This window comes from Salinivirga sp., assembly GCF_055145285.1.
Window position 1 is genome coordinate 123144 of the sequence record NZ_JBSRDC010000024.1, and the last position, 22511, is coordinate 145654.

At 38.2% G+C, this 22511-nt stretch carries 22 protein-coding genes and 1 tRNA gene; 11 read left to right on the forward strand and 12 right to left on the reverse strand.

The window, feature by feature from the left end; translation table 11 throughout:
• Positions 1 to 232: 232 nt before the first annotated feature.
• From ACTB0Y_RS05155 to ACTB0Y_RS05175, 5 genes are all read right to left on the reverse strand, one after another.
• Positions 233 to 949 (reverse strand): SDR family NAD(P)-dependent oxidoreductase, encoded by a 717-nt coding sequence (locus tag ACTB0Y_RS05155; RefSeq protein WP_463205733.1) that lies wholly within the window; start codon positions 947 to 949, stop codon positions 233 to 235.
• A gap of 10 nt (positions 950 to 959) precedes the next feature.
• On the reverse strand, positions 960 to 1622 hold the full coding sequence (locus ACTB0Y_RS05160; protein WP_463205734.1) for an FAD-binding oxidoreductase: 663 nt from the start codon (positions 1620 to 1622) through the stop codon (positions 960 to 962).
• A gap of 181 nt (positions 1623 to 1803) precedes the next feature.
• Positions 1804 to 3234 (reverse strand): [FeFe] hydrogenase H-cluster radical SAM maturase HydG, encoded by a 1431-nt coding sequence (gene hydG / locus ACTB0Y_RS05165; protein WP_463205735.1) that lies wholly within the window; start codon positions 3232 to 3234, stop codon positions 1804 to 1806.
• Between the two features lie 40 nt (positions 3235 to 3274).
• Entirely contained in the window at positions 3275 to 3520 is a 246-nt protein-coding gene (locus ACTB0Y_RS05170; RefSeq protein ID WP_463205737.1) for a hypothetical protein, read from the reverse strand.
• Complete coding sequence (locus ACTB0Y_RS05175) at positions 3510 to 3770, reverse strand: TM1266 family iron-only hydrogenase system putative regulator (protein ID WP_463205738.1); 261 nt, start codon at positions 3768 to 3770, stop codon at positions 3510 to 3512. The genes ACTB0Y_RS05170 and ACTB0Y_RS05175 overlap by 11 nt, the downstream gene beginning before the upstream one ends.
• 401 nt (positions 3771 to 4171) lie before the next feature.
• Between ACTB0Y_RS05175 and ppgK the strand changes: the two genes are divergently transcribed.
• On the forward strand, positions 4172 to 4915 hold the full coding sequence (ppgK, locus tag ACTB0Y_RS05180) for a polyphosphate--glucose phosphotransferase (RefSeq protein ID WP_463205739.1): 744 nt from the start codon (positions 4172 to 4174) through the stop codon (positions 4913 to 4915).
• A gap of 96 nt (positions 4916 to 5011) precedes the next feature.
• Complete coding sequence (locus ACTB0Y_RS05185) at positions 5012 to 6691, forward strand: IS1182 family transposase (protein WP_463205740.1); 1680 nt, start codon at positions 5012 to 5014, stop codon at positions 6689 to 6691.
• A 52-nt stretch (positions 6692 to 6743) separates the two neighbouring features.
• On the opposite strand, the gene ACTB0Y_RS05190 is transcribed toward ACTB0Y_RS05185, so the two are convergent.
• The gene (locus tag ACTB0Y_RS05190) at positions 6744 to 7877 is read right to left on the reverse strand and encodes a DUF6588 family protein (RefSeq protein WP_463205741.1); all 1134 of its coding nucleotides are present in this window, start codon (positions 7875 to 7877) and stop codon (positions 6744 to 6746) included.
• Positions 7878 to 8129: 252 nt separating this feature from the next.
• On the opposite strand from ACTB0Y_RS05190, the gene ACTB0Y_RS05195 reads away from it, so the two are divergent.
• The 8 genes from ACTB0Y_RS05195 (at position 8130) to clpX (ending at position 16387) form a co-directional block, all read left to right on the forward strand.
• A complete protein-coding gene (locus tag ACTB0Y_RS05195) occupies positions 8130 to 8504 on the forward strand; it encodes a RidA family protein (protein ID WP_463205742.1) in 375 nt (124 codons plus the stop codon).
• Between the two features lie 197 nt (positions 8505 to 8701).
• Positions 8702 to 10120: a hypothetical protein gene (locus ACTB0Y_RS05200; RefSeq protein ID WP_463205743.1), complete on the forward strand. Its 1419-nt coding sequence runs from the start codon at positions 8702 to 8704 to the stop codon at positions 10118 to 10120.
• Between the two features lie 2 nt (positions 10121 to 10122).
• Positions 10123 to 11544 carry a hypothetical protein gene (locus ACTB0Y_RS05205; protein WP_463205744.1) on the forward strand — a complete coding sequence of 474 codons (1422 nt, stop codon included), beginning with the start codon at positions 10123 to 10125 and terminating at the stop codon, positions 11542 to 11544.
• Entirely contained in the window at positions 11541 to 12767 is a 1227-nt protein-coding gene (locus ACTB0Y_RS05210; RefSeq protein WP_463205745.1) for a TlpA family protein disulfide reductase, read from the forward strand. The genes ACTB0Y_RS05205 and ACTB0Y_RS05210 overlap by 4 nt, the downstream gene beginning before the upstream one ends.
• A gap of 71 nt (positions 12768 to 12838) precedes the next feature.
• A tRNA-Leu gene (locus tag ACTB0Y_RS05215) sits at positions 12839 to 12920 on the forward strand.
• A gap of 75 nt (positions 12921 to 12995) precedes the next feature.
• Complete coding sequence (tig, locus tag ACTB0Y_RS05220; RefSeq protein WP_463205746.1) at positions 12996 to 14345, forward strand: trigger factor; 1350 nt, start codon at positions 12996 to 12998, stop codon at positions 14343 to 14345.
• Positions 14346 to 14353: 8 nt separating this feature from the next.
• On the forward strand, positions 14354 to 15046 hold the full coding sequence (gene clpP, locus ACTB0Y_RS05225) for an ATP-dependent Clp endopeptidase proteolytic subunit ClpP (RefSeq protein ID WP_463205747.1): 693 nt from the start codon (positions 14354 to 14356) through the stop codon (positions 15044 to 15046).
• 129 nt (positions 15047 to 15175) lie between these two features.
• Complete coding sequence (gene clpX, locus ACTB0Y_RS05230) at positions 15176 to 16387, forward strand: ATP-dependent Clp protease ATP-binding subunit ClpX (protein WP_463205748.1); 1212 nt, start codon at positions 15176 to 15178, stop codon at positions 16385 to 16387.
• Here the strand turns inward: clpX and ACTB0Y_RS05235 are convergent.
• Positions 16384 to 17037: a DUF4294 domain-containing protein gene (locus ACTB0Y_RS05235; protein ID WP_463205749.1), complete on the reverse strand. Its 654-nt coding sequence runs from the start codon at positions 17035 to 17037 to the stop codon at positions 16384 to 16386. The genes clpX and ACTB0Y_RS05235 overlap by 4 nt on opposite strands.
• A 104-nt stretch (positions 17038 to 17141) precedes the next feature.
• Here ACTB0Y_RS05235 and ACTB0Y_RS05240 point away from each other — a divergent pair, with 104 nt between their 5' ends.
• Positions 17142 to 17978 (forward strand): MBL fold metallo-hydrolase, encoded by an 837-nt coding sequence (locus tag ACTB0Y_RS05240; protein WP_463205750.1) that lies wholly within the window; start codon positions 17142 to 17144, stop codon positions 17976 to 17978.
• A gap of 194 nt (positions 17979 to 18172) precedes the next feature.
• Here ACTB0Y_RS05240 and mdh (ACTB0Y_RS05245) read toward each other — a convergent pair whose 3' ends face one another.
• The 5 genes from mdh (ACTB0Y_RS05245) to ACTB0Y_RS05265 form a co-directional block, all read right to left on the reverse strand.
• Positions 18173 to 19114, reverse strand: coding sequence for a malate dehydrogenase (gene mdh / locus ACTB0Y_RS05245; protein WP_463205751.1), 942 nt, complete (start codon positions 19112 to 19114; stop codon positions 18173 to 18175).
• A 201-nt stretch (positions 19115 to 19315) separates the two neighbouring features.
• Positions 19316 to 20251 carry a malate dehydrogenase gene (gene mdh / locus ACTB0Y_RS05250; protein WP_463205752.1) on the reverse strand — a complete coding sequence of 312 codons (936 nt, stop codon included), beginning with the start codon at positions 20249 to 20251 and terminating at the stop codon, positions 19316 to 19318.
• A 156-nt stretch (positions 20252 to 20407) separates the two neighbouring features.
• Positions 20408 to 21031 (reverse strand): hypothetical protein, encoded by a 624-nt coding sequence (locus ACTB0Y_RS05255; protein ID WP_463205753.1) that lies wholly within the window; start codon positions 21029 to 21031, stop codon positions 20408 to 20410.
• 5 nt (positions 21032 to 21036) lie between these two features.
• Positions 21037 to 21774: a DNA methyltransferase gene (locus ACTB0Y_RS05260; protein WP_463205754.1), complete on the reverse strand. Its 738-nt coding sequence runs from the start codon at positions 21772 to 21774 to the stop codon at positions 21037 to 21039.
• Positions 21775 to 22167 (reverse strand): radical SAM protein, encoded by a 393-nt coding sequence (locus tag ACTB0Y_RS05265; protein ID WP_463205755.1) that lies wholly within the window; start codon positions 22165 to 22167, stop codon positions 21775 to 21777.
• Between the last annotated feature and the right edge of the window lie 344 nt (positions 22168 to 22511).

Consider the following 22511-nt stretch of genomic DNA (forward strand, 5'->3'; position numbering starts at 1 on the left):
AACGATAAGTATAACCGGCGTTGCGTTTTTTGTGACTGTATTTCCTAATAAACCATGCAGCACCCAAAGAGAGGCTGCCGTTCAAGTTTGTTATGGTATCAGCAATGGTTACCATGCTATTGGTGTAAATTTCACCAGGAACCTAAGCAATAGCAAAAAGCAAAGTAAATACACAAGCAAATCTTATGTTACTTGCGTGCTCATGACTTTGATGTTGGCACATAGGTTATTCTTAATCACGAAAATCCATAACCGTGTTGGGGTAATTCTCAGGATGTGCAATTACATCTGCCATTTTTTCGGCCACCGCTCCCGGAGAGGTAAGTTCATTATTCTGCTTGAGCTGAACAAACTTATCTTTTGAGCTAAATTGCTCATCGGGCACAGCTCTGATTTCACTTTGCATTTCAGTATCAATAATACCAGGAGCAATACTGAATACTTTTACATCGTTTCTTTTTGCCTCTTGTATTTCACCCTCGAGCACTTGAGTAAACATTTCCAGACCTGCTTTAGTGGAGCAATAGGTACTCCATGAGTTTACAGTGTGTCTCGCTGCACCAGAACTAATGTTGATGATCATCTTCTCTGCATTACTTTCTGCATATGCATCCATAAAACTATTGATCAAAATGGCCGGAGCAATGAGGTTTACATTATAGCTTTGCACCATGTTTTGGCTACTCATTTTGCCAATATGGTTTACATCGCCCAAAACACCGCTATTGTTGATTAAAACAATTTTATCTGCATCATCATATCTATCAAAATCATAAGCTTGCACAGCTTCTATCATGTTAAGATCAAAAACCACATGCCGGTAACGTTCATGATTAATGGTTTGCCTCCGCGAAATACCAATGACAATATTCGAATCATTTTCCAGAAGCTTTTCAGCAATGGCTCTACCAATACCTCTGCTTGTACCTGTAATATAAAAATAGTTCATTTCAATATTTTTATTGTTCGTAGATTAATTGTTCGTCTTTTACACCCAGTTCTTTAAGAGCTTTTAAGACATTTTCTGTCATTCCCATGGTACCGCAAACATAGAAGTATTTTGAAAAATCTTTAACATGGTACTGTAAAAAATCTTTATCGATTCGTCCATGGAAATATTCCTCTTTTTTCTCCTGGGTAAGGGTATTGACGAATTTAAGACCCAACATCTGTCTGAGTTCAACTTCCAAAATAATGTCCTGCTCCTTTTTATTGCTATATAAAAGTGTATTACCTTTAATTTTGCCGTCTATTTCGAGTTTACGCAAAATGGCAATAAATGGCGTTACGCCTGCGCCTCCTGCAATAAAGTATCCAGGGCCCTTGTAGCGGATAGTCCCCCAGGCATCGCCAATTAATAATTCATCGTCAGTATTAAGTTTATCAAACTCCTGGGTAACACCTTCTCTTTCATACATCTTCACAATTAACTCCAAATGCTCATCCTCGGGCAAAGATGTAAATGTAAACGGGCGTTTTGCTTCTTTAAAATCTTCTTTATTGATGGCTACCTCGGTTGCCTGCCCTGGCTCAAAAGTATACCCTTCAGGTTTTTCAACTACAATGCGTTTCACATCGTGGGTTACATTATCGTTTGCTATTATTCTTACTTTATGTGTCATTTGATTAAGGATTTATGGTTTGTTTATTAACTAACAAAAAAGCCCGTTGAGTGTTTTTGCAAAATAGATTTTCCCGGTAGCTATAATTTGCCCGTTTAAAACATTTTGGAATTAAAAAAAGCCGAATATTCTCAGATATCCGGCTTCCATAATTATTATTGTAAAAAAACCAAAAGAGACTTTAGAAATAGAGGTCGCGCTCTCCTTGTTTTATTTTGTCTATACGTGCTCTGAGCTCCTCATTATTTTTAAACCCGTCTAATTCCGTGTTGATGGTATTTTCAATTATTTTCCATCCTTTTTTTGCGGTTTCATCAGAAGCATAATCTACCAGGTATTCCGATAAGGTTAGAATAGCATTAGGTGTGCAATAACGTTTAATAAAACCGGGAACGGAAAACTCCATAAAATGCTCGCCAGTTCTACCCAATCTATAGCATGCAGTGCAGAATGAGGGCAATTTGCCTGTATCGAGCAGCTCGTCGATTATTTCATTTAATGAGCGGTTATCGTTAATCATGAATTGTTCCCGGTTGAGGTTCTGCTTTTCATTCTTACTATCGTGATAAGATCCAAGTTCCAGTTTTGTGCCACCGTCGATTTGAGAAACGCCAAATTCAATCACTTCCTTCCGCACATTAGCACTTTCGCGTGCTGTAAGAATCATACCGGTATAAGGTACAGCCAGACGCAAAATGGCAACAAGTCTTTTAAAATCTTCGTCATTGACCATATACTTATCTGTCATATCAATGGAGGTACTGTCTGTTATACGTGGAAAAGACAAAGTGTGTGGCCCCACGTTGTAACAAGCCTCCAAATGATTGGTATGACGAACCATTGCCATCACCTCAAATTTCCAATCGTACAACCCAAACAAGGCTCCCAGACCAACATCATCAATTCCGGCTTCCATAGCACGGTCAAGTGAGGTTAACCTGTAATTATAGTCAGCTTTTTTGCCACCAAGATGATACGACTTGTATACTTCCGGATGATAAGTTTCCTGAAAAATTTGATATGTGCCTATACCGGCTTCATGTACTTTTTTAAAGCCTTCAAAATCAAGTGGAGCAGCGTTAATATTTACCCTGCGAATTTCACCATTACCCTTTTTAACGCCATAGACTGTTTCAACAGTATGGGCTATATAATCAGCATTATATTTTGGGTGTTCTCCATAAACAAGTATCAATCGCTTTTGACCATTATCTTCAAGCGCTTCAACCTCCTGTACAATTTCTTCATCGGTAAGTGTCATGCGCTCTGCTTCGGTGTTTGTTACCCTGAAACCACAGTATTTACAATTATTTGTGCAGTGGTTTCCAATGTACAAAGGGGCAAACAATACAATACGATTACCGTATACTTTGCGTTTAAGTTCCCGTGCGCCTTCTTTTATGTGTTCAATTAATTCAGGATCATCGGCCTGCAGAAGCGTGGCAACTTCCTGGAGATTTAACCGTTCCTTGTTCAAAGATTTTTGGATGATTGTCTCTACAGCATCTTTATCTGGGTGGGCATTGTTCAAGAAATCTTCAATTTCTTCCACATCAATGAATGGTTCCATTGGGCGGTCTTCGATACGATATTTTTCTGGTGTAAATTGCATAGATGTACTTTTTTAACAGGCACAAACGCCTGTTTTGTTTTCAAAGGTCAAACCAATACGAGCGAGCTTTTTCTTTGAGCAAAATAGTTGTTTCTTCACTGGTTTCGGCAGGAATAATTAAGCCTGCTTCAGGCGTAAGCTGAATACGCTTTGCATTTTCAATATCACTGATATTGCTCCATTTATAAGCCCATCGCTTACCATAAATGCGACAAACAATAACATCAATCTGAAATTGCTCCGTCAGCCATTGTCCTATTTTTTCATAGTGATTTTCAAGATCCATATTGCTCGTCTTTTATGAGTGCCGATTTTATTTGCACTCCGTCTAAACGTCCGAGCTGACCCGTAAGTGAACCTATGTCATCAGTGGAACCTTCAAGCACAAGTGTTATGACATTTATGTCCTTTTGTTGCAAAGGAATGCCCTGCCGGCCAATTACAATATTGGCATGCGCTGAAACTATTTTATTGAGCTTAAATATTGCAGCTTTGTCTTTTACAATAATGACGGCTGCTCCGATTCGCCTTTCCATCAGTTTTACCTCCGGATCAGTTTAAGTTTTACAGAGTCCTTACAATACAAAATTGCATTGCGCAGACACGTAAATATACAACAAATACCTTGCGTTAAAAAACAAATATGTTGCAAAACAGGATTCTAATCAGGACTGTATAAAACAAAATGATGCTGTTCTTGCTGTAATTTAAACTTAAAAATCACTCTCCCGTTTTCACTTCTGTATATTCCTCAACATGGCAAGAGATCACTGCAAAATTTATCTCTCAAAAAGAGTATTACGATAATTGAGATTGATTTAAAAACTATAGAATTCGTATATCAAATGCTGACTTAGGCACAATAAGATTTTTCGTTTTTGAATTGTATTTGTGATATTAAAAGGTTTTTCATTATTTTACTTCAAATTATGATAAAATGGAAGTATTAGGAATAGACATTGGAGGATCGGGTATAAAAGGTACAATTGTAGATACCAATACTGGTGAATTTTTAAAGGAAAGGCACCGCATTCCGACTCCACAACCAGCCACAATTGACGACATATCGGAAACGGTCAAAGCTATTGTTGACCATTTCAAATATGAAGGTCCTATTGGCTGCGGATTTCCCTCAGTTATACAAAATGGAGTGGTAAAAACAGCCTCCAATATCCACAAATCGTGCATCAATGTAAACGTAAATGAGGTTTTTAGTCACATTACCGGGCAACCTGTACATGTGTTTAACGATGCTGATGCAGCCGGTACTGCAGAACTAGAATTTGGATGTGTTAAAGGATACAAAGGGCTAGCTATTTTTTTAACCATAGGTACAGGTATTGGTTCGGCCATTATCAATCAGGGACTGCTGATCCCCAATTCAGAGTTGGGACACGTTTACCTGGACAATGGAATGAAAGTAGAGCACTTTGCTTCTGACGCGGTAAGAAAAAAAGAAGATCTCAGCAGAACAGAATGGGGAGAACGATTCAACATCGTATTAAATTATTTTGATAAACTTTTTTACCCGGATCTATTTGTATTAGGTGGGGGTACAAGTAAAAAGTTCCACAAATATGCTGATACAATAACGGTTAAAACACCGGTTAAACCAGCAGAGCTGCTCAACCATGCAGGAATAATAGGAGCAGCTTTATTGGCATCAAGAACAATAAAATAATAATTACCAAAACAAAAAAGAGGCTGTCCAAAAAGTATTGGGCAGCCCTTTTTTATTTTGCGTTCTCCTTAATTATTAGTAAATTAAGGTTGTCAAATGAACGTAAAATCAAATATACGATTTAAAACGGTTACTTCCCAACAGGCAGTCCTGTTTCCTAGTAACATAGGCGACAAGATCGAGGCTAATCACCCCGTACGCATTGTAAATCAGATTGTTGACTCTTTAAGAATTGACGATATTTTTTCATCCTATAAAGGTGGCGGGACAAGTTCCTATCATCCAAAGGTAATGATTAAAATATTGTTTTACAGTTACTTAAGCAACATCTATTCTTGTCGCAAAATTGCCAAACAGTTAAAAGAAAATATCTACTACATGTGGATTTCTGGCAATAGCACCCCTGATTTCCGTACTATTAACAATTTTAGAAGTAAAAGATTAAAGGGCCGAATTCAGGATTTGTTTGCAGAGTTGGTCAGAATAATGTCTGAGATGGGTTATGTAAGTCTTGATAAACAGTATATTGACGGCACCAAGATTGAGGCGGCTTCGAATAAATACACCTTTGTTTGGAAGAAAGCTACAGAAAAATATAAGCAAAAACTTGAAGATAAACTTGATTCCATTTTAAAAGATATTGAACATACTATCGAAGTTGACAATGAACCACAAAGCGAAGATGTAGGCTTCAAAAGTTTTGACTCAAAAGTATTGGAAGAAAAAATTGAAAAGATAAATGAAAAGTACTCACAACTCTCTAAGCAACAACATAAAGCAGTTACCGCTCTCAAAGATAAACATTTGCCCAGATTAAAAAAATATGAAAAACAACTTGATATATTAGAAGATCGAAATAGCTATTCTAAAACAGATGTTGATGCAACCTTTATGCGCATGAAGGAGGATCACATGATGAACGGTCAACTCAAACCTGCTTATAACGTGCAGATTAGTACAGAAAATCAGATAATCACTAATTATTCTATCCATCAGCGGCCAGGAGATACAGCCACTTTAATCCCCCATCTGAGCCAGTTTTACAGGCATTATGGTAAATTACCCGGAACGCTTGTAGCAGATGCCGGTTATGGAAGCGAGCATAATTACAAGTATGCTGAGCAATTTAATATTGAGGCATTTGTTAAGTATAATTACTTTCATAAAGAACAGAAACGAAAATTCAAGAACAACCCTTTTTACCCTTCTAACTTATATTACAATGAGGAAAAAAACTATCTGGTATGTCCGATGGGACAAATCATGAACTTCATAGGCAATAAGCAAAGAAAGTCAGATTTGGGATATATGTCTCAAGTAAGTATTTACCAGGCAAAAAATTGTAAGGGGTGCCCTCTTCGATCACAATGCCACAAAAGCACTGGTAATAGAAGGATAGAACTCAATCATGAAATGATAAAATACAGAAAAAAGGCAAAAGAAAAACTTTTAAGTGAAGAGGGATTATATCATAGAAGTATGCGACCAATTGAACCAGAAGCTGTATTTGGTCAAATTAAATTCAATAACAACTTCAATCGATTTACATACAGAGGGTTAGATGGTGTAGATCTGGAATTTGGCCTAATTGCAATCTCTCACAATTTAAGAAAAATAGCCAAGATTGTCTCTAATTCCCTAAAAAACAACTGTTTTCAACAATTTTTTGCGTTTTTTCAACAAATATTGCCCAAAATTTTTGCTCAATTCAGCCAAAATCGAAAAAAATACAATACAACAAAAATCGTAAATATTTATCGTAAAATTGCAGCATGAAAAAAGGCTGCCTTTTTAGACAGCCTCTTTTTTTTATCAAAAATCTCAATTTTTAATTGAAAGACACGCCTAAACCAACGTTATACATAGAGTAATCCTGATAAATATAAGCGGCATGAAGGGTCAATAATGATAGCTTCAACCGTAATCCTACTGATGTATTAACCGAACTATGTTTAATTGTAGCATCAATCGGATCGGTCATTTCATTCGATTCATCAAGTACTGTAATAATACCATCTCCATTTTCATCATCATCCGAATTATAGGCCGGATCCGTCGCAAGGACATAGTCAGGCAATAAATAAGTACCATTTAGTGCAATATTAAAACTGCTGGCAGCATACCCAATACTTACATAACCCGTAAGGACTGCAAGTTTTTTAGAAATTATTAAATTGGTATTCCACGCCGAACTCGTAAGCGTAAGATCCTGGGTTCTGTAATAATCGTTGGCAATACCCTCCTCTGTTGTGGGTAAAAAAGGATCAACAACCTCAAAGGGGGCATCAATATAATCAGTTGGATAATACGCTACCTTGTTGTAGGTGCCACTCAGCCGGCTCCATCCAAACTGTGCCGACATGTCGAAAGGCAACTTATTGAAACCAGGAATCCATTGTTTGAAATCATGGCGCAAGCCAAACCCAAACATCCCAATCTTGCCAAAGTCGCCAAAGTCCATTTCAGGAAAGAACCGGAAAGATAAATCAGTACCTTTGAACACACCCACTCCAACTTGCATCATAGGTAAAGGCACCATGGCAAAGCCAGTACCAGAAGGTAAATCATAAAGATTACTAATCCGATTGCCACCCCCCATATCAATACCTACCGATGCCCCATCGCCACTACCAGCTATAGTAGGGCTTTCCGAGTCAACTCCGGGTAATAAAAAATTCCAGGTGTAATTATCTAAGTCAAAACTTTCGTCCTGAGAAGGAACCATTGCAAGTGTGGTACTGATAGTAACATCGAAACCAAAAACCTGGTGGGCTTTTCCAGTATTGTACCACCCGGCATTCATGGCTGTCCCAAAGCCCTTTCCAAATGGCTCAAGATATGCTTCTGTGAGCTTCTCCATATCTGAAGCACCGGAACTCAAAAAGCGGGACACTTCGCTTTGTGCCATAGAAGATGCCGGTAAAAGCAATCCAAACATCAAGTAAAACAAATTTTTTTTCATAATTATAAGCAGTTTATTAGTTTTCTAATGTGAGTTTAATAATCATATTATAAATGCTTAGCAATATTTTTACTATTTTTGATCATAGTTAAAATACAACTATCACTGAACGAATTTACATAATTAATTGGAAATTATAACAATCGCAGAAAAGGGTTGGTTCAAATTAATTATCAGTTGTGATAGGATAGTTCAAAAAATGACCACATTACTTTTCTATAAACCTGTTATATTAAATTAAAACGCTTTATTATGAAAAAAATAATCCAAACACAAAATGCACCAAAAGCCATAGGTCCATACAGTCAAGCCACAGAGGCCAACGGCATGCTCTTCATCTCGGGACAACTTCCTATTGATCCTAAAACCGGCGAAATGCCGAATGGAGTAAAAGCGCAAACAAAACAATCTTTAGAAAACACAAAGCACATTCTCGAAGCCGCCGGAATGACGATGGAAAACATAGTAAAAGCCACTGTATTACTAGACAGCATAGATGATTTTGGCGATATGAATGAAATTTATGCAGAATATTTCAAAACCAATCCGCCGGCAAGAGCTGCATACGAAGTAGCCAACCTCCCTAAAGGAGCACTCGTAGAAATAGAGTCCATTGCTGTTAAATAAAACTCAAAGTATATTTTATCATGCCACAGCCTACTTTTAAACAAAATAATGCCTGTTGCAACAAATCAAAAAAACTACACCTCAAATCTATAAGTTCTTCCTGTTTATCAATAATCCTGCACTTTTTTGTCTGATTTTTTTAAATTTATTGATTTATTGCGTATTATTGCTGATAAATAGCCAAAAAAAGATAAAAAATGATTAAGTCGCTGGCTGTGGCATTTAATTTTCTCGTAATATTGATACTTTCCAATATTTTTGGAGGCGTATCTATTACACAAAACATCCCTGATGAAGTGGATGCCGGCGATCAGTTTACCGTTAGTGTAACGATCGATAAAAGCAATATCGGTGCCTTTGGCCGATACCAAATGGAATTACCCAATGGATTTAAAGCCAAAGCCAAAGAATCAAATGGGGGTTCTTTTAACTTCTCAGATCAAAAAGCCAGGATACAATGGCTAACATTACCTTACGATGACCGGTTTACAATTACCTTCGACGTTACTGTTCCACCCACTGTGTCAGGCGATTTCCAATTACGGTCGAGTTTTGCTTTCATTAAAGACAACAATCCCACAATAGAAGAGGTACCACCCCATACTATAACAGTAAAAGGAAGTGAAAGTGCCGAAGACCTTACAGCTACAAACACTTATAACTACCAAGGCGTACGAATGAAAGAAATTGACTGCATACGCCAAAAACCTTACCTGAATGAAAACGACGAAATTATTGTAAATTTACTCGTTGTCAATAAAGTAGGAATAAACCAATTTGGTAAAATCCAGGAACAAATCCCACGCGGATACAAAGCCATCAGCCTGCGTAGTAAAAATGCAATGTTTACCAACAATGGCCGCATACTAAAATTTATGTGGATGCAATTTCCCAATGATGAACACTTTGTAGTTACCTACAAACTCATACAAACCGAAGAAATTCCTAATCAGGCCTTCCTTATCAACGGAGAAATGACATATACGAGGAACGGAAGAAACCACGTAATAGATATTGCCGAGCGCCAGGTAGACCTGGAAGAATTTGCCGAAGATGATTTGGTTGTTGATAACACCCCCATCCCTGACGAAGAAGAAAAAACAGACTTACTGGATGCAGGAGACCGATTTGCCAACACAGATTATACTGCTGATAACCAAACAAACGATGAAACCGCAGACGTATCAAATGATCAGCAAACCAACGACCAAACATATACTGACAACCAAACACAAAATCAGCAAGAGCAACAAACCGGCACAGATTACACCCAAACCGATGAAACAAAAACTCAAACCTACCGCGAAACAAATTATGCCATTGCAGTCTCAAAAGGCATAACATACCGTGTGCAGGTAGCTGCAGGGCACAAGCTTGTTGAAGAAGCATATTTCAGAAGAAGAAAACTCAAAGATAATGTTCAGATAGAAATCCATCAGGGTTGGCATAAATATACGGTAGGTTCTCATTTCGTTTATAAAAAAGCAAGAGACCATCGCAATATAATATGGGAAACCACACCAATTGATGATGCATTTGTCTGTGCATACAATAATGGCCAAAGAATTACAGTGCAAGAAGCCCTGATGATTGCCAATCAGAAATGGTATAAATAACTATGAAACAATTGATACTATTTAAATATATTTTTGGCTTTGCACTTAGCTATCTTTTTCTATTCCCTATTGCCAGCTTTAGTCAGTTAGACGAAGAATATGAAACCACATTGCTGCTGGAGGAAGAAGGTGAAACCGATGTCTTCAATACTGTTTTTAAACCCGTAATCGGGATTGGCCAGGGTATGTTCACATTCCTGGGGGATGTAAAAAGCAAAACCCCCTATAATCCCATGCAAGGTTATTGGGGAACAAAAGCTGTAATTTCCAGAACAATTGGAGAAAGCTTCGAATTTGATCTATACTTTGTTTTCGGTAAATTCGGAGGTACTAAAACAGGCTATAACACAGAAAGTTCAATAGTACCCACAGAAGGCAACGATAACGTTGTCGAATCTTACCTTCTTAATAACTCCAATAAAAATTTTTATACGGAAATCACAACTTCCGGAGTAGCCTTTACCTATAACTTTATAAACGTATTCAAACGTAAACGCCCTATTCTCCCTTATATTTCAATTGGTATTGAAACGCTACAGTTCAGGGCCAAAACAGATTTAGCGTATACCGATGATAACGGGAACCAAATGCCATACCACTACTGGAGCGATGGTACCATCAGAAATGTTAGTGAAACCAGCAACGAATCGTCGGTCATTATATCCAGAGACCTGGATTACGAAACCGATGCAAGAAATGCCAGTGATCAGGATTATTCATTTTTTTCATTTGGCATTCCGGTTGACGTTGGTGCAAATATTACAGTTACAGACCGTTTGACGCTAAGAATAGGAAATGCCTTTCATTTTGCATTTACTGACTACATTGACAATTACAGCAATGGCAGTGGATTTATCGATAACGATCATTTCAATTACACTTATGCATCGCTTCGACTCGATATGTTTAGCCCGGCTGAAGAAATTGTAGCTGTAGAGAATTTTAAAAATATCAAGTTTACAGTTACTGACAATGAAGACCAGGATAGCGACGGAGTTGATGACTTTAACGATGTATGCCCCAACACAGAACCAGGCGTAAAGGTGGACTTTCGCGGTTGTCCGTTTGATGAAGATCGCGACGGAGTGCCGGACTACAAAGACAAGCAAAAGGGGACCACAATGGAAGCCCTTGGTGTGAGAGATAATGGAATACGTATTCTGGATCTTCATGTGATATCCATGCTCTATGAACCAGAAGCCGTAAAACGCAAAGATATTTACAATTATTACGAAAAAGCTGGTGGCGAAACAAAAGAATACGACGGTATACCGGACAAGTTTAAACATCTCGATGAAAATGAAGATGGCTGGATCTCACCAAAAGAACTACAAGAAGCCATTAATGACTTCTTCGATTTTAAATCGAAACTAAAAGCAGACGATATTTACGAACTCAAAGAATTCTTTTTCCAACAAGAATGAAAAAACTAACCATCATAGTAGTTGGATTATTAATATTGGCTGGATGCAGCAAACAGAAGCAACGGTTCAGCATACCTATTGAAAATAAAACAGAAGATACCTTAAAAGCTGAAATTTACAATACCTGGACCGGGCTTACAGATTCCATAATAAAAATTGCTCCCGGAAAACAAAACCTGTTACTAGATACTTTTGATCTTAAAAGTATTTACATTAACAAATATCCCGAAAAAACAATCTTCATCTGGGAAGAAGCCCAACTAAAGATCAATCAAAACAACATATCTACAGACTCATTAAACCAGGCCATAAACAACCACCAGCTTTGGACTCAGGAATTAGCCACAGGCGTAACAAGCACCAGGTTTATTTGGCCAAAAAACATCTCAAGTAACCGATATGTACAAGGCTGGACACAATTCGACAAGATACTATTCAAACTATTTACCGACACCACATTCCAACCCCAAAAAAATACGCTAACCGATTACAGGCTCGAAAAATATCCGGCTGCATACATGCTTCTACATAAATATACCGATACAGCAGGTCTGTGGATACACCAACATGTTAAAACAATTCTAAGCAAATTAGACCATGCCGGCGTGCCACCAAAAGTTGAAGCGCAATTTTTGAGTCTTTATTTTAAACCACAACAGGTAAACCTCCGCAACGACAGTGTAATGCATGCGCTATCGAAATATATACCGTCAGTGTATTCCAACCTGAAAGCGTTTTATGAAAAACGCACACAAAACGCACAAATTAAAAAAGGTGATAAATTCCCAATAATTACCGGTACAACATCTGATAATACAAAAAAAGAAATAACCTTTACAACCCAATACACGCTTATTGATTTTTGGGCTACCTGGTGTATTCCCTGTATAAAACAAATGCCGGAATTAAATAACTACGCAAAACGCTTTAAGAAAAATCTTAAAATAATTTCTATATCGGTTGATAGCAAGAAAGAACTTAAAAAATGGCAAGGCTATGCGACTAAATACGATGCAATCAGTCATATCTGGGTAAGCGACACCACAAATATTAGAACTCAACTTGGAATAAAAGGCCTGCCACATATGATTCTTGTAAATGAATCAGGAGTAATTATAGACCCCGATTTTCCTCATATTATCAATCCATTAGCTGACAAATGGATTAAAGCATTCACCACTGACAATCAAGCCAAAACAGCATCGGCAAAGGTCAGCAATTAAAAAACACGAGAAAAAAACACGTTTAATTTGAAATTTCGAAATATTGCATTACTTTTGCCATCCAATTACCGGCGGATGTGGCGGAATTGGTAGACGCGCTAGACTTAGGATCTAGTGCCGCAAGGCGTGTGGGTTCGAGTCCCTCCATCCGCACAATATTTGAAACCGCCCCTGAAAGAGTGGCGGTTTTTTGCTAATTGTACAATTTGAAACTTAAGGATTGATATAATGGAAATCACGCTCAACAAGACCGACGATTTAAATGGTGTAATAAACGTTAATGTCACACCGGACGATTATCAGGAGAAGGTAGATAAGGTTTTGAAAGACTACCGAAAAAAAGCAAATATACCAGGCTTCAGGCCCGGTAAAGTACCAATGGGGTATGTCAAAAAAATGTATGGGAAAGCCATCCTGGTAGACGAAATCAACAAGATGCTCTCAGAGTCGCTTGTTGACTATCTAAAAAAAGAAGAACTCAACATTCTGGGCGAACCACTCCCATCAGAAGACAGCGAATCTATTGATTTTGATAAACAAAATGAATTTGATTTTAAATTTGATGTAGCGTTTGCCCCAGATTTCGACGTTAATCTTAGTAAGCGTGAAAAACTCAATTACTACGTACTGAAACCAGACGATAAATTAATTGATGATACCATAAACAATTATGCCTATCGCAATGGCGAAAATGTACCGGTCGATGAAGTTACAGAAAAAGAAGAAACACTGAGAGGTGATATAGAGCAACTGGATGCCGACAACAATCCAATGGAAGATGGCATTAAGAAAGAAAATAGCCTTATGTCGCTACAGGTAATGAAAGACGACGAAATTAAAAAGCAGTTTGAAGGTAAAAAAGTTGGAGACACAGTAGATTTTGACCTGAAAAAAGCATATCCAAACGATACCGAAATAGCTTCATTACTCGAAATTTCTAAAGAGGATGCAGCTAAAGTGGATGGAAAATTCCGTATTACAATTAACGAAATTAATAAGTTTACCCCTGCTGAAGTTAACCAGGAACTTTACGATAAAATTTATGGTGAAGGAATTGTAACTTCAGACAAACAATTCCGTGAAAAAATTGTAGAAGAGATCAAAGAAAATTTCAAATACCAGAGTGAATATAAGTTCTTACTGGATGCTAAAGAAAAATTGATCAAAAAACTTGATCTTAATCTTCCCGACGAATTCCTAAAACGTTGGTTAGATGCAACAAACGAAGAACTGACAAGAGAACAAATTGAGGAAGAATACGATAAGTTCAAAGAAGATATGCAATGGCAACTCATTGTAGACAAAATCTACAAAGAGAACGATTTCAAAGTTGAAGAGTCAGAAGTATTGGATTACGCAAAAGAATCAACCCGTCAGCAATTCATGCAATACGGCTTGAGCTATATCCCGGACGAACAACTTGAAAACTATGCCAAAGAAATTGCAAGCAAACCAGAAGAAAGAAGAAAAATTCTTGATAAATTAGCTGAAAATAAAGTCGTAGATTTTATCAAGGATTCAGTAAAAATTGAAGAAAAAGAAGTTTCTCTGGAAGAATTCAATAACTTTTTTAAATAATTAGGGTTATGGCAGCACAAAATAATGACGAATTCAGAAAATATGCAACTAAGCATCTCGGGATAAGCAGTATGGCATTAGACCAGTACAACAATGCTGTAACCAATAACTTTATCTCGCCCACCATTATCGAAGAACGCAGAATGAATATTGCCACTATGGACGTATTCTCCCGCCTGATGATGGATAGAATTATATTTCTTGGGCTGCCGATTGACGATTATGTAGCTAATATTATTCAGGCACAGCTACTATTTCTTGAATCGACAGAACCGAACAAAGACATTCAAATATATTTTAATTCACCCGGAGGTTCAGTATATGCCGGCTTAGGAATATATGATACCATGCAGTACATATCGGCCGACATAGCCACAATCTGTACAGGAATGGCTGCTTCAATGGGAGCTGTATTGCTCACAGCAGGAACCAAAGGAAAACGATCAGCGCTCAAACACGCCCGTGTAATGATTCATCAGCCAATGGGTGGTGCGCAAGGTCAGGCAGTAGATATTGAAATTACAGCCAAACAAATCATTCAGTTACGTAAAGAACTTTACGAAATTATTGCAGAACATTCAGGCAATAAATTTGAAAGAATAGAAAAAGATTCTGACCGTGACTTTTGGATGACTGCTGAAGAAGCAAAAGCATATGGAATGATTGATGAAGTATTAGATCGCAACAAAAAGAAAAACTAAACATAACTTCTCCACCACCAGAATGCAGAACCACATCAGGTTCTGCATTCTTGTTATAAAAGCTTATATTTGTAGCACAGTTTTTGGAGAGATATAACACACAAACCTTAAACAGGAAAAAATATCACAATGAATAAATGCTCATTTTGCGGTAGAAACGAAAAAGATGTAAATCTGCTCATAGCAGGTATTAGTGGACATATATGTGATTCTTGCATAGAGCAGGCACACGGCATTGTCAATGAAGAATTGAAGCGCAAAAGCAGTTTCCCTTCGTCGAAGCTTGAGCTCAAAAAGCCACATGAAATAAAAGATTTTCTGGACCAATATGTCATTGGACAGGATACAGCAAAAAAATTCCTCTCTGTGGCAGTATACAACCATTACAAACGCCTAATGCAAGAAATTGATGATGACACCGAAATAGAAAAGTCAAACATTGCATTAGTAGGCCGCACAGGTACAGGGAAAACACTGTTAGCCCGTACAATAGCAAAAATGCTTGATGTACCATTTACCATTGTTGATGCTACAGTACTCACCGAAGCAGGATATGTAGGAGAAGATATCGAAAGTGTATTAACACGACTGTTACAAGCCGCTGACTATGACGTTGAGGCTGCAGAACGTGGCATCGTTTTTATCGACGAGTTGGACAAAATTGCACGTAAAGGAGATAACCCCTCTATAACCCGGGATGTGTCGGGTGAAGGCGTGCAGCAAGGGTTATTAAAATTACTCGAAGGATCCGTTATCAACGTGCCCCCACAGGGTGGACGTAAACATCCGGACCAAAAAATGATAGCCGTCAATACCAAAAATATTCTCTTTATGTGTGGTGGTGCATTCGACGGAATTGACCGTAAAATAGCCAACCGGCTCAATACTACTGTAGTGGGTTATAATGCGACAAAAGAAACCAGCCAAATAGACCGCGAAAACTTATTACAATATATTGCACCACAGGATTTAAAAAGTTTTGGCCTCATTCCGGAAATAATCGGACGGTTGCCCGTGCTTACTTACCTTAATCCACTGGATCGCGAAGCCCTGAAAAAAATCCTGGTTGAACCCAAAAACTCCATTATTAAGCAATATAAAAAGCTTTTTAAAATGGATGGTATTGAACTATCATTCGATAGTACAGCCTTAGGTTTTATAGTAGATAAAGCTATTGACTTTAAACTGGGCGCCAGAGGCTTGAGATCTATTTGCGAGCACATCATGGTGGATGCCATGTATGATGCACCATCAAAGCAAAAAGATAAGATTCGCATCACACTTAAATACGCACAGAACAAACTATCGGATATCGACGCCCAAAGACTCAAAGTAGCTTAATCTTTTTTATTTGGCAATGGCAACGGTTCGAGGCGTCCGCTTTCGATTTTTACTACAATTTCCTCAATAATGCGATCCTCCCCTCGTGGGCTGTATTCTGTTTTGAGGTTTTCACCAAAAATTCTGGCCAGCGATTGCCAAAACATTGCCGACAATTTGCCTCTTAGCGCTTTTACAAGATTGTAAGAGGTATATCCGGTTTCCCTGTCGATCAGTTTCAGCAAAATACGGCCTTCCGAGACCTTCAATTGCTTCAGTTCGTCCATGTAACGGTCGCGTAAGGCCTTATCGTAGGCACGCAAAAAGCGCCGTTGCTGACGCTCTGTGTCCAAATTTGGTAAGGTATCGTATATACTTTGTAGTATGTCGACAGCCAACTGTGCATAAGGATATACACGCCTGACTTTTTTAGCCAATCTTATATAGCGCCGGTTAAACCGCGTATCTCTCGATAAATCGCGTACAGGATAAACTGTAATAGTTCGCAAATCAACCAAAGCAATGGTATCGCCACCTTCGACCACCATGGGTAATACATAATACCCATGCATAGCAGTGTCTGATTGGGCATAATTCGCAGAACTATTGAGTATGCCCACCAAACAACATAAGAAAAAGAATAAACTATTTGCTTTGAATATCCTTTTCATTATTAGGTGATTTTCTAAATTTGCGATATATCAGAACGCTAAATTTAATTGTTTAAATCAAGTTTAATACCGAAATACAAGAATAACGAATTAAAACAGAAAATATGAAAATATTCAACATTGAAACCGGCAAATTTAAAGCAGATGGTGGCACCATGTTCGGCGTTATACCTAAACAACTATGGCATAAAAAATACGAAGCCGACGAAAAGAACCTTTGCAGTATTGCCGACAGGGCTTTATTAATCGACAATGGAGAGCGCAAAGTACTTATAGACACAGGAATAGGCAATAAACAGGATGAGAAATGGCTTGCTTTTCATTACCTGCATGGAGACGATACACTTGAAAAATCGCTGACGGCACAAGGCTATAAACCGGAAGATATCACAGATGTCATACTCACACATCTTCATTGGGATCACTGTGGAGGGGCATTAGACAAAAATGCCGATGGTGATATTGTAGCAGCATTTCCAAATGCTCAAATCTGGGTAAGCAAAGCACAATGGGCCTGGGCTACAAATGCAAATATCAGAGAAGCACCGGCTTACCCTCAAGAGAATATTCTTCCTTTGAAAGAAACAAATAAGTTAAACCTTGTAGAGCATGCGGGCGAAATAATCCCGGGAATCAAAGTGAGGCTGTTTAATGGCCATACCAAAGGGTTAATGCTTCCAATTATAAACAAAGATGGTAAAACCGTATTTTTTGCCGGCGATTTAATCCCCGTAATGGCCAATATCCCCCTGGTGTATGTTGCCGCCTACGACATTTTACCATTAGAAACAATCTCAGAAAAGGAAAAAATTTTAAAGGAAGCCCTGGAGCAAAACTGGACCATTGTGCTGCAGCACGATGTAAGCATTGAAGCCTGTACCGTGAAAGAAACCCCTAAAGGAATCAGAGAAGATAAATTACTTAAAATCTCAGAGATATAGTTTATTCATTTTTAACCAAAGACCCACGCGATTAGCTTCGCTGAACTCCCTCTGGTCGACTGACCGTGTGGCATTGTTCAATTTAAGACCTCTGGTATAAATTTGTACGCTAGCGTGGCTAAAATATAAAAGCTTTCCCAAATAAAAAGAGCGCTTTGCACGAGTCAAAGCGCTCTTTTATATAATCCTTGAAATTAATCCAGAATATTCATGCCCTTCAGCGTTTCCAATGTAGCTTTCACTGATTCTGCTGATTTATCCAGCATCTCGCGCTCCTCCTTATTTAAGTCTATCTGAATTATTCTCTCAATACCTTGCCTACCGAGAATAATTGGAACGCCAAGATAAAGATCTTTTAACCCATATTCACCATCAAGATATGCAGCTACCGGATGAAAACACTGCTCATCATCAATAACAGCTTCAACCATTTGTGCGGCTGCTGCACCCGGAGCGTACCATGCCGATGTTCCCATCAACTTAACAAGCTCGCCACCACCTTTACGCGTGCGCTCAATTATAGCATCAAGTCGATCTTTATCGATAAGCTGCTGCACTGGAATTCCGGCAACAGAAGTGTACCTCGGTAAAGGTACCATCGAATCGCCATGGCCTCCCAATAATAAACCATGAATGCAATTTGGAGATATCTTTAATTCATCGGCTATAAATGCCTTATACCGACTTGAATCCAGAATTCCGGCCATACCAATAACTCTTTCTTTGGGAAGTTTTGCCGTCATAAAGGCCGTGTAGGCCATTACATCCAGTGGGTTTGATACTACAATAATAATGGCATTGGGCGAGTATTTTACCACATTTTCAGTTACCTCTTTTACAATTTTTGCATTTGTGCTAATGAGGTCATCCCGCGACATTCCAGGTTTTCGAGGCAACCCACTGGTTATAACCACTACTTCTGAGTCTTTGGTGGCCTCATAGTCATTGGTTACACCCTTTACGCGTGTGTGGAAATAATCCACCGAAGCTGTTTGCCACATATCCAGGGCTTTACCTTCAGCAACACCCTCTTTAATGTCAAGTAATACCACATTATTAACAATGTTTTTTCTGGCTACAACATTGGCACAGGTTGCACCAACATTCCCGGCACCGATAACTGAAACTTTTCTCATAATAAATAATTTTTAGTTTACCTTATGTTCGTTAAACAACAACGCTCTTAAAAGGTTGCTGTATTTTCTTAATCAGTTGCATGGTACAATATAAAAACAATCATTCATTTATTCAACTATTTTTATATGATCATACATAAGATAAATCAAAAAAAAGGAGACGCTTAGCGCCTCCCAAATTATTCAGCTATGAGAAAAACTCTATTTTACCTTTCTTTTGAGTACTTCAAGCGCACTTTTCACTGATTCTGCTGATTTCTGAACCAATTCCATCTCCTCATCATTGAGTTTAAGTTCGATAATCTGCTGAATACCTTTTCTGCCAAGTATAACAGGCACTCCCATATAAAGGTCGTTGAGGCCATACTCACCTTGTAAATAAGAGCTCACAGGAAAAACTCGACGTGAATTTTTAACAATCGCAGATACCATTTGGGCAGCTGCAGCTCCCGGGGCATACCATGCGGATGTTCCCATCAGCTTCACCAACTCTCCTCCACCATATTTGGTGCGTTCAATTATAGTATCTAACTTTTCTTTTGAAAGTAGCTCTGTTACAGGTATTGACGAAACTGTAGTATAACGGGGAAGTGGAACCATGGTATCGCCATGCCCGCCCATCAGGATGGCATGTACACTTACCGGACTTACATCCAGCTCCTGAGCAATAAATGCTTTGTAACGCGCGGCATCAAGAATACCCGCCATGCCAAAAACTTCATTTGGCGATTTGCCGCCTGATACCATATAAGAAGCATAGGTCATAACATCTAAGGGATTGGATACTATTACAATTTTAGCTTCGGGTGAATATTTGATGATTTCTTTGGTTGCATGCTGCACAATTCCGGCATTAATTTCGATTAATTCATCACGAGACATACCTGGCTTTCTTGGTAATCCGGCTGTTATTACTACAACATCTGAGCCTTTTGTAGCTTCGTAATCTTCTGTAACTCCGGACACATAAGTTTCAAATTGCTGAATGGATGAAGTTTGCCACAAATCAAGTGCTTTTCCTTCAGTGATGCCTTCCTTCACATCGAGTAATATCAACTCATCAGCAAGATTTAAATTGATAATATCATTGGCACATGTAGCGCCTACGTTTCCAGCTCCTATTATACTTATTTTCATAGTTATATCGATTTTAATATTAGAACAAAAATCTGGTATAAATGATGACAAAATCTATACTTCATTTACCGAAAAAAAGATATTGTGCAACATATTATTGGGAGTGGTCAGTAAAAAATCCCAGTAAGTCTAATAGAGCAACAACAAAAATAAATCTTAAAACTGATGATTGGCAAATTTCCTTACGTAAAAATGGTAACCATTATAGGAAGTTTTTAGCAAACGTCCCTCATCGATCAACTCCTGAATTACCTTCCAGTCTGCTCCATCTTTTTCTAAAAATTCTTTAATACTGTCCTCCCTCATCGGATGCACAGCAGTAATACTCAAGATATCGAATCGTGTATCTCCGGTATGCGCGAATGCGTTACCTTCATGACCAACCAGGTATTCTACATGCTTTATTTTAGATGAAAAAACCTGAAATGCCTTATTGATTCTCTCCTCAGATGCGGGTTTTATATCTTTTCGGGCAGGGCTCCTTGTAGGAATAGAAATATAAGCAGTATGTGGATTTATGGCACCTATGAATTCGGACAAAAGATGAATTTCACTGGAATGGTCGTTATATCCATCTATCAACATCGTTTCGGTAATGAGTTCTCCCAAATATTGACTGGCAAAAATTTCAATTCCCGCTAAAATATGTTCTAACTGAAGAACCCGATGCGGATGATCGATTTTTCGCCATATGGATTCTGAAATGGCATCAATTTTAAGAGAAACCAAATCAAGTTGGCCTAAAGTTTCACGTATATCTTCCCTGTAGTTGTGCGCCATGCCACTCAGAACAGACGCAGTTGTCGTTTATAATCAGAAAAACGCTTTTCTTGCGCTTCCCAATAGTCTTTATCTATTTCAAAGCCTGTGAAGTTGAACCCGCCTTTATCACAAGCTATCCTACTCGAACCGCTACCCACATGAGTATCTAAAATCAAATTGCCAACGCTCGCATAATTTTGAAGTATCCATTCATATAAAGCAACTGGCTTTTGTGTGGGGTGTATTCTTATTTCCTTGTTTTTCATATTTTGCTGTAGCATTCCATTCCATCTGTAAACAAACTTTCTTACTGCAGTATTAAAACTACACCAAGCCAGTTCACAATCAGCAAAATCACCTGTATTTTGTTTATCCCACACAAGCCAGCAACTACTATCAAAAGGCATTCGACTAATAAAATGGTTTGCCCCCCAAATAATTTGATTTTTAGATACTCTCATAAGCTCCACAAAATATTTAGGTGGCGGTATTTGTTTATCCCAGTCTTTTACGGTGTATTCACGCTTTGCAGCAGCAGCATTACCATATTTTGTGCCGCTTTGCTTACCTGCTATTTCGCTGCGGTTTATTCCATAAGGCGGGTCAACAATAGCCAAGTCGAAATAATTATCAGAAAAGCGTTTTAGCCCTTCGATACAGTCCTCGTTATAAACCACAGAAGGCGCGGGCGCACAACAATGCGTATAACCCATGCCGGGTGCGGTGGTTTGCGAAGTTTCTATGTTCTTAATATCATTCATCTAATTTGATTCGTTTGTGGTTCTTAATCCGGCACGTGTCATACGCTCAACGATAAGTGAACTATTGGTAATAATTGCCATTTTGCGATTCAATGGTTTCAATCCGCTGATAATTTCCTCAAGGTTAGCATCCAGGGTAGCTTCTCCATCGGGCACAAATGTTAAATAGTCAAGCTTTTCACCATTTTTCTCTACAACACGCACACGTTCCGCAACCTCATCAATTACTTGTTGAGGATTATAAAAATGTTTTCGCTGTGCTTCCATCTCAATAGCCTTACCCAACTGGCAATATACACAGGCATAAGAACAATTTTTTGGTGGAATATTATTGATGCCAATACTTTTCCCAAGCCGGCGCGATGGGACAGGTCCAAATACCAAATCACCCATAGTACTTTTTAGTCAAAATTATGAACAAATGTTCACTACACAAAGTAATTAGGTCAGATTTTAGAAAAATTACAGATGCTTAAAAAAATTTAATGCGCCTGTAATTAACTTATTTACAAGTTATTACTCGAAATACTAAAATATATTTTATACAAAACTGTAACAGATTAAAAAAAGCTTCGTCATAGATACAGAAACCCAAAAAAATTAACCCGAAAAATTAACCCTTAAAACTTAAACCCATGAAAAATTTAAAAACAATCACCGCCGCAATTTTTATTGCACTGTTAATGAACACAACCACAAGCTTTGCCTTTCCGGCAATTAGCGCAACAGCCAACTCA

Coding starts and splice junctions, on each gene's coding strand:
- ACTB0Y_RS05155 (WP_463205733.1), bottom strand. CDS start 949: ATGAACTATTTTTATATTACAGGTACAAGCAGAGGTATTGGTAGAGCC.
- ACTB0Y_RS05160 (WP_463205734.1), bottom strand. CDS start 1,622: ATGACACATAAAGTAAGAATAATAGCAAACGATAATGTAACCCACGAT.
- hydG (WP_463205735.1), bottom strand. CDS start 3,234: ATGCAATTTACACCAGAAAAATATCGTATCGAAGACCGCCCAATGGAA.
- ACTB0Y_RS05170 (WP_463205737.1), bottom strand. CDS start 3,520: ATGGATCTTGAAAATCACTATGAAAAAATAGGACAATGGCTGACGGAG.
- ACTB0Y_RS05175 (WP_463205738.1), bottom strand. CDS start 3,770: ATGGAAAGGCGAATCGGAGCAGCCGTCATTATTGTAAAAGACAAAGCT.
- ppgK (WP_463205739.1), top strand. CDS start 4,172: ATGGAAGTATTAGGAATAGACATTGGAGGATCGGGTATAAAAGGTACA.
- ACTB0Y_RS05185 (WP_463205740.1), top strand. CDS start 5,012: ATGAACGTAAAATCAAATATACGATTTAAAACGGTTACTTCCCAACAG.
- ACTB0Y_RS05190 (WP_463205741.1), bottom strand. CDS start 7,877: ATGAAAAAAAATTTGTTTTACTTGATGTTTGGATTGCTTTTACCGGCA.
- ACTB0Y_RS05195 (WP_463205742.1), top strand. CDS start 8,130: ATGAAAAAAATAATCCAAACACAAAATGCACCAAAAGCCATAGGTCCA.
- ACTB0Y_RS05200 (WP_463205743.1), top strand. CDS start 8,702: ATGATTAAGTCGCTGGCTGTGGCATTTAATTTTCTCGTAATATTGATA.
- ACTB0Y_RS05205 (WP_463205744.1), top strand. CDS start 10,123: ATGAAACAATTGATACTATTTAAATATATTTTTGGCTTTGCACTTAGC.
- ACTB0Y_RS05210 (WP_463205745.1), top strand. CDS start 11,541: ATGAAAAAACTAACCATCATAGTAGTTGGATTATTAATATTGGCTGGA.
- tig (WP_463205746.1), top strand. CDS start 12,996: ATGGAAATCACGCTCAACAAGACCGACGATTTAAATGGTGTAATAAAC.
- clpP (WP_463205747.1), top strand. CDS start 14,354: ATGGCAGCACAAAATAATGACGAATTCAGAAAATATGCAACTAAGCAT.
- clpX (WP_463205748.1), top strand. CDS start 15,176: ATGAATAAATGCTCATTTTGCGGTAGAAACGAAAAAGATGTAAATCTG.
- ACTB0Y_RS05235 (WP_463205749.1), bottom strand. CDS start 17,037: ATGAAAAGGATATTCAAAGCAAATAGTTTATTCTTTTTCTTATGTTGT.
- ACTB0Y_RS05240 (WP_463205750.1), top strand. CDS start 17,142: ATGAAAATATTCAACATTGAAACCGGCAAATTTAAAGCAGATGGTGGC.
- mdh (WP_463205751.1), bottom strand. CDS start 19,114: ATGAGAAAAGTTTCAGTTATCGGTGCCGGGAATGTTGGTGCAACCTGT.
- mdh (WP_463205752.1), bottom strand. CDS start 20,251: ATGAAAATAAGTATAATAGGAGCTGGAAACGTAGGCGCTACATGTGCC.
- ACTB0Y_RS05255 (WP_463205753.1), bottom strand. CDS start 21,031: ATGGCGCACAACTACAGGGAAGATATACGTGAAACTTTAGGCCAACTT.
- ACTB0Y_RS05260 (WP_463205754.1), bottom strand. CDS start 21,774: ATGAATGATATTAAGAACATAGAAACTTCGCAAACCACCGCACCCGGC.
- ACTB0Y_RS05265 (WP_463205755.1), bottom strand. CDS start 22,167: ATGGGTGATTTGGTATTTGGACCTGTCCCATCGCGCCGGCTTGGGAAA.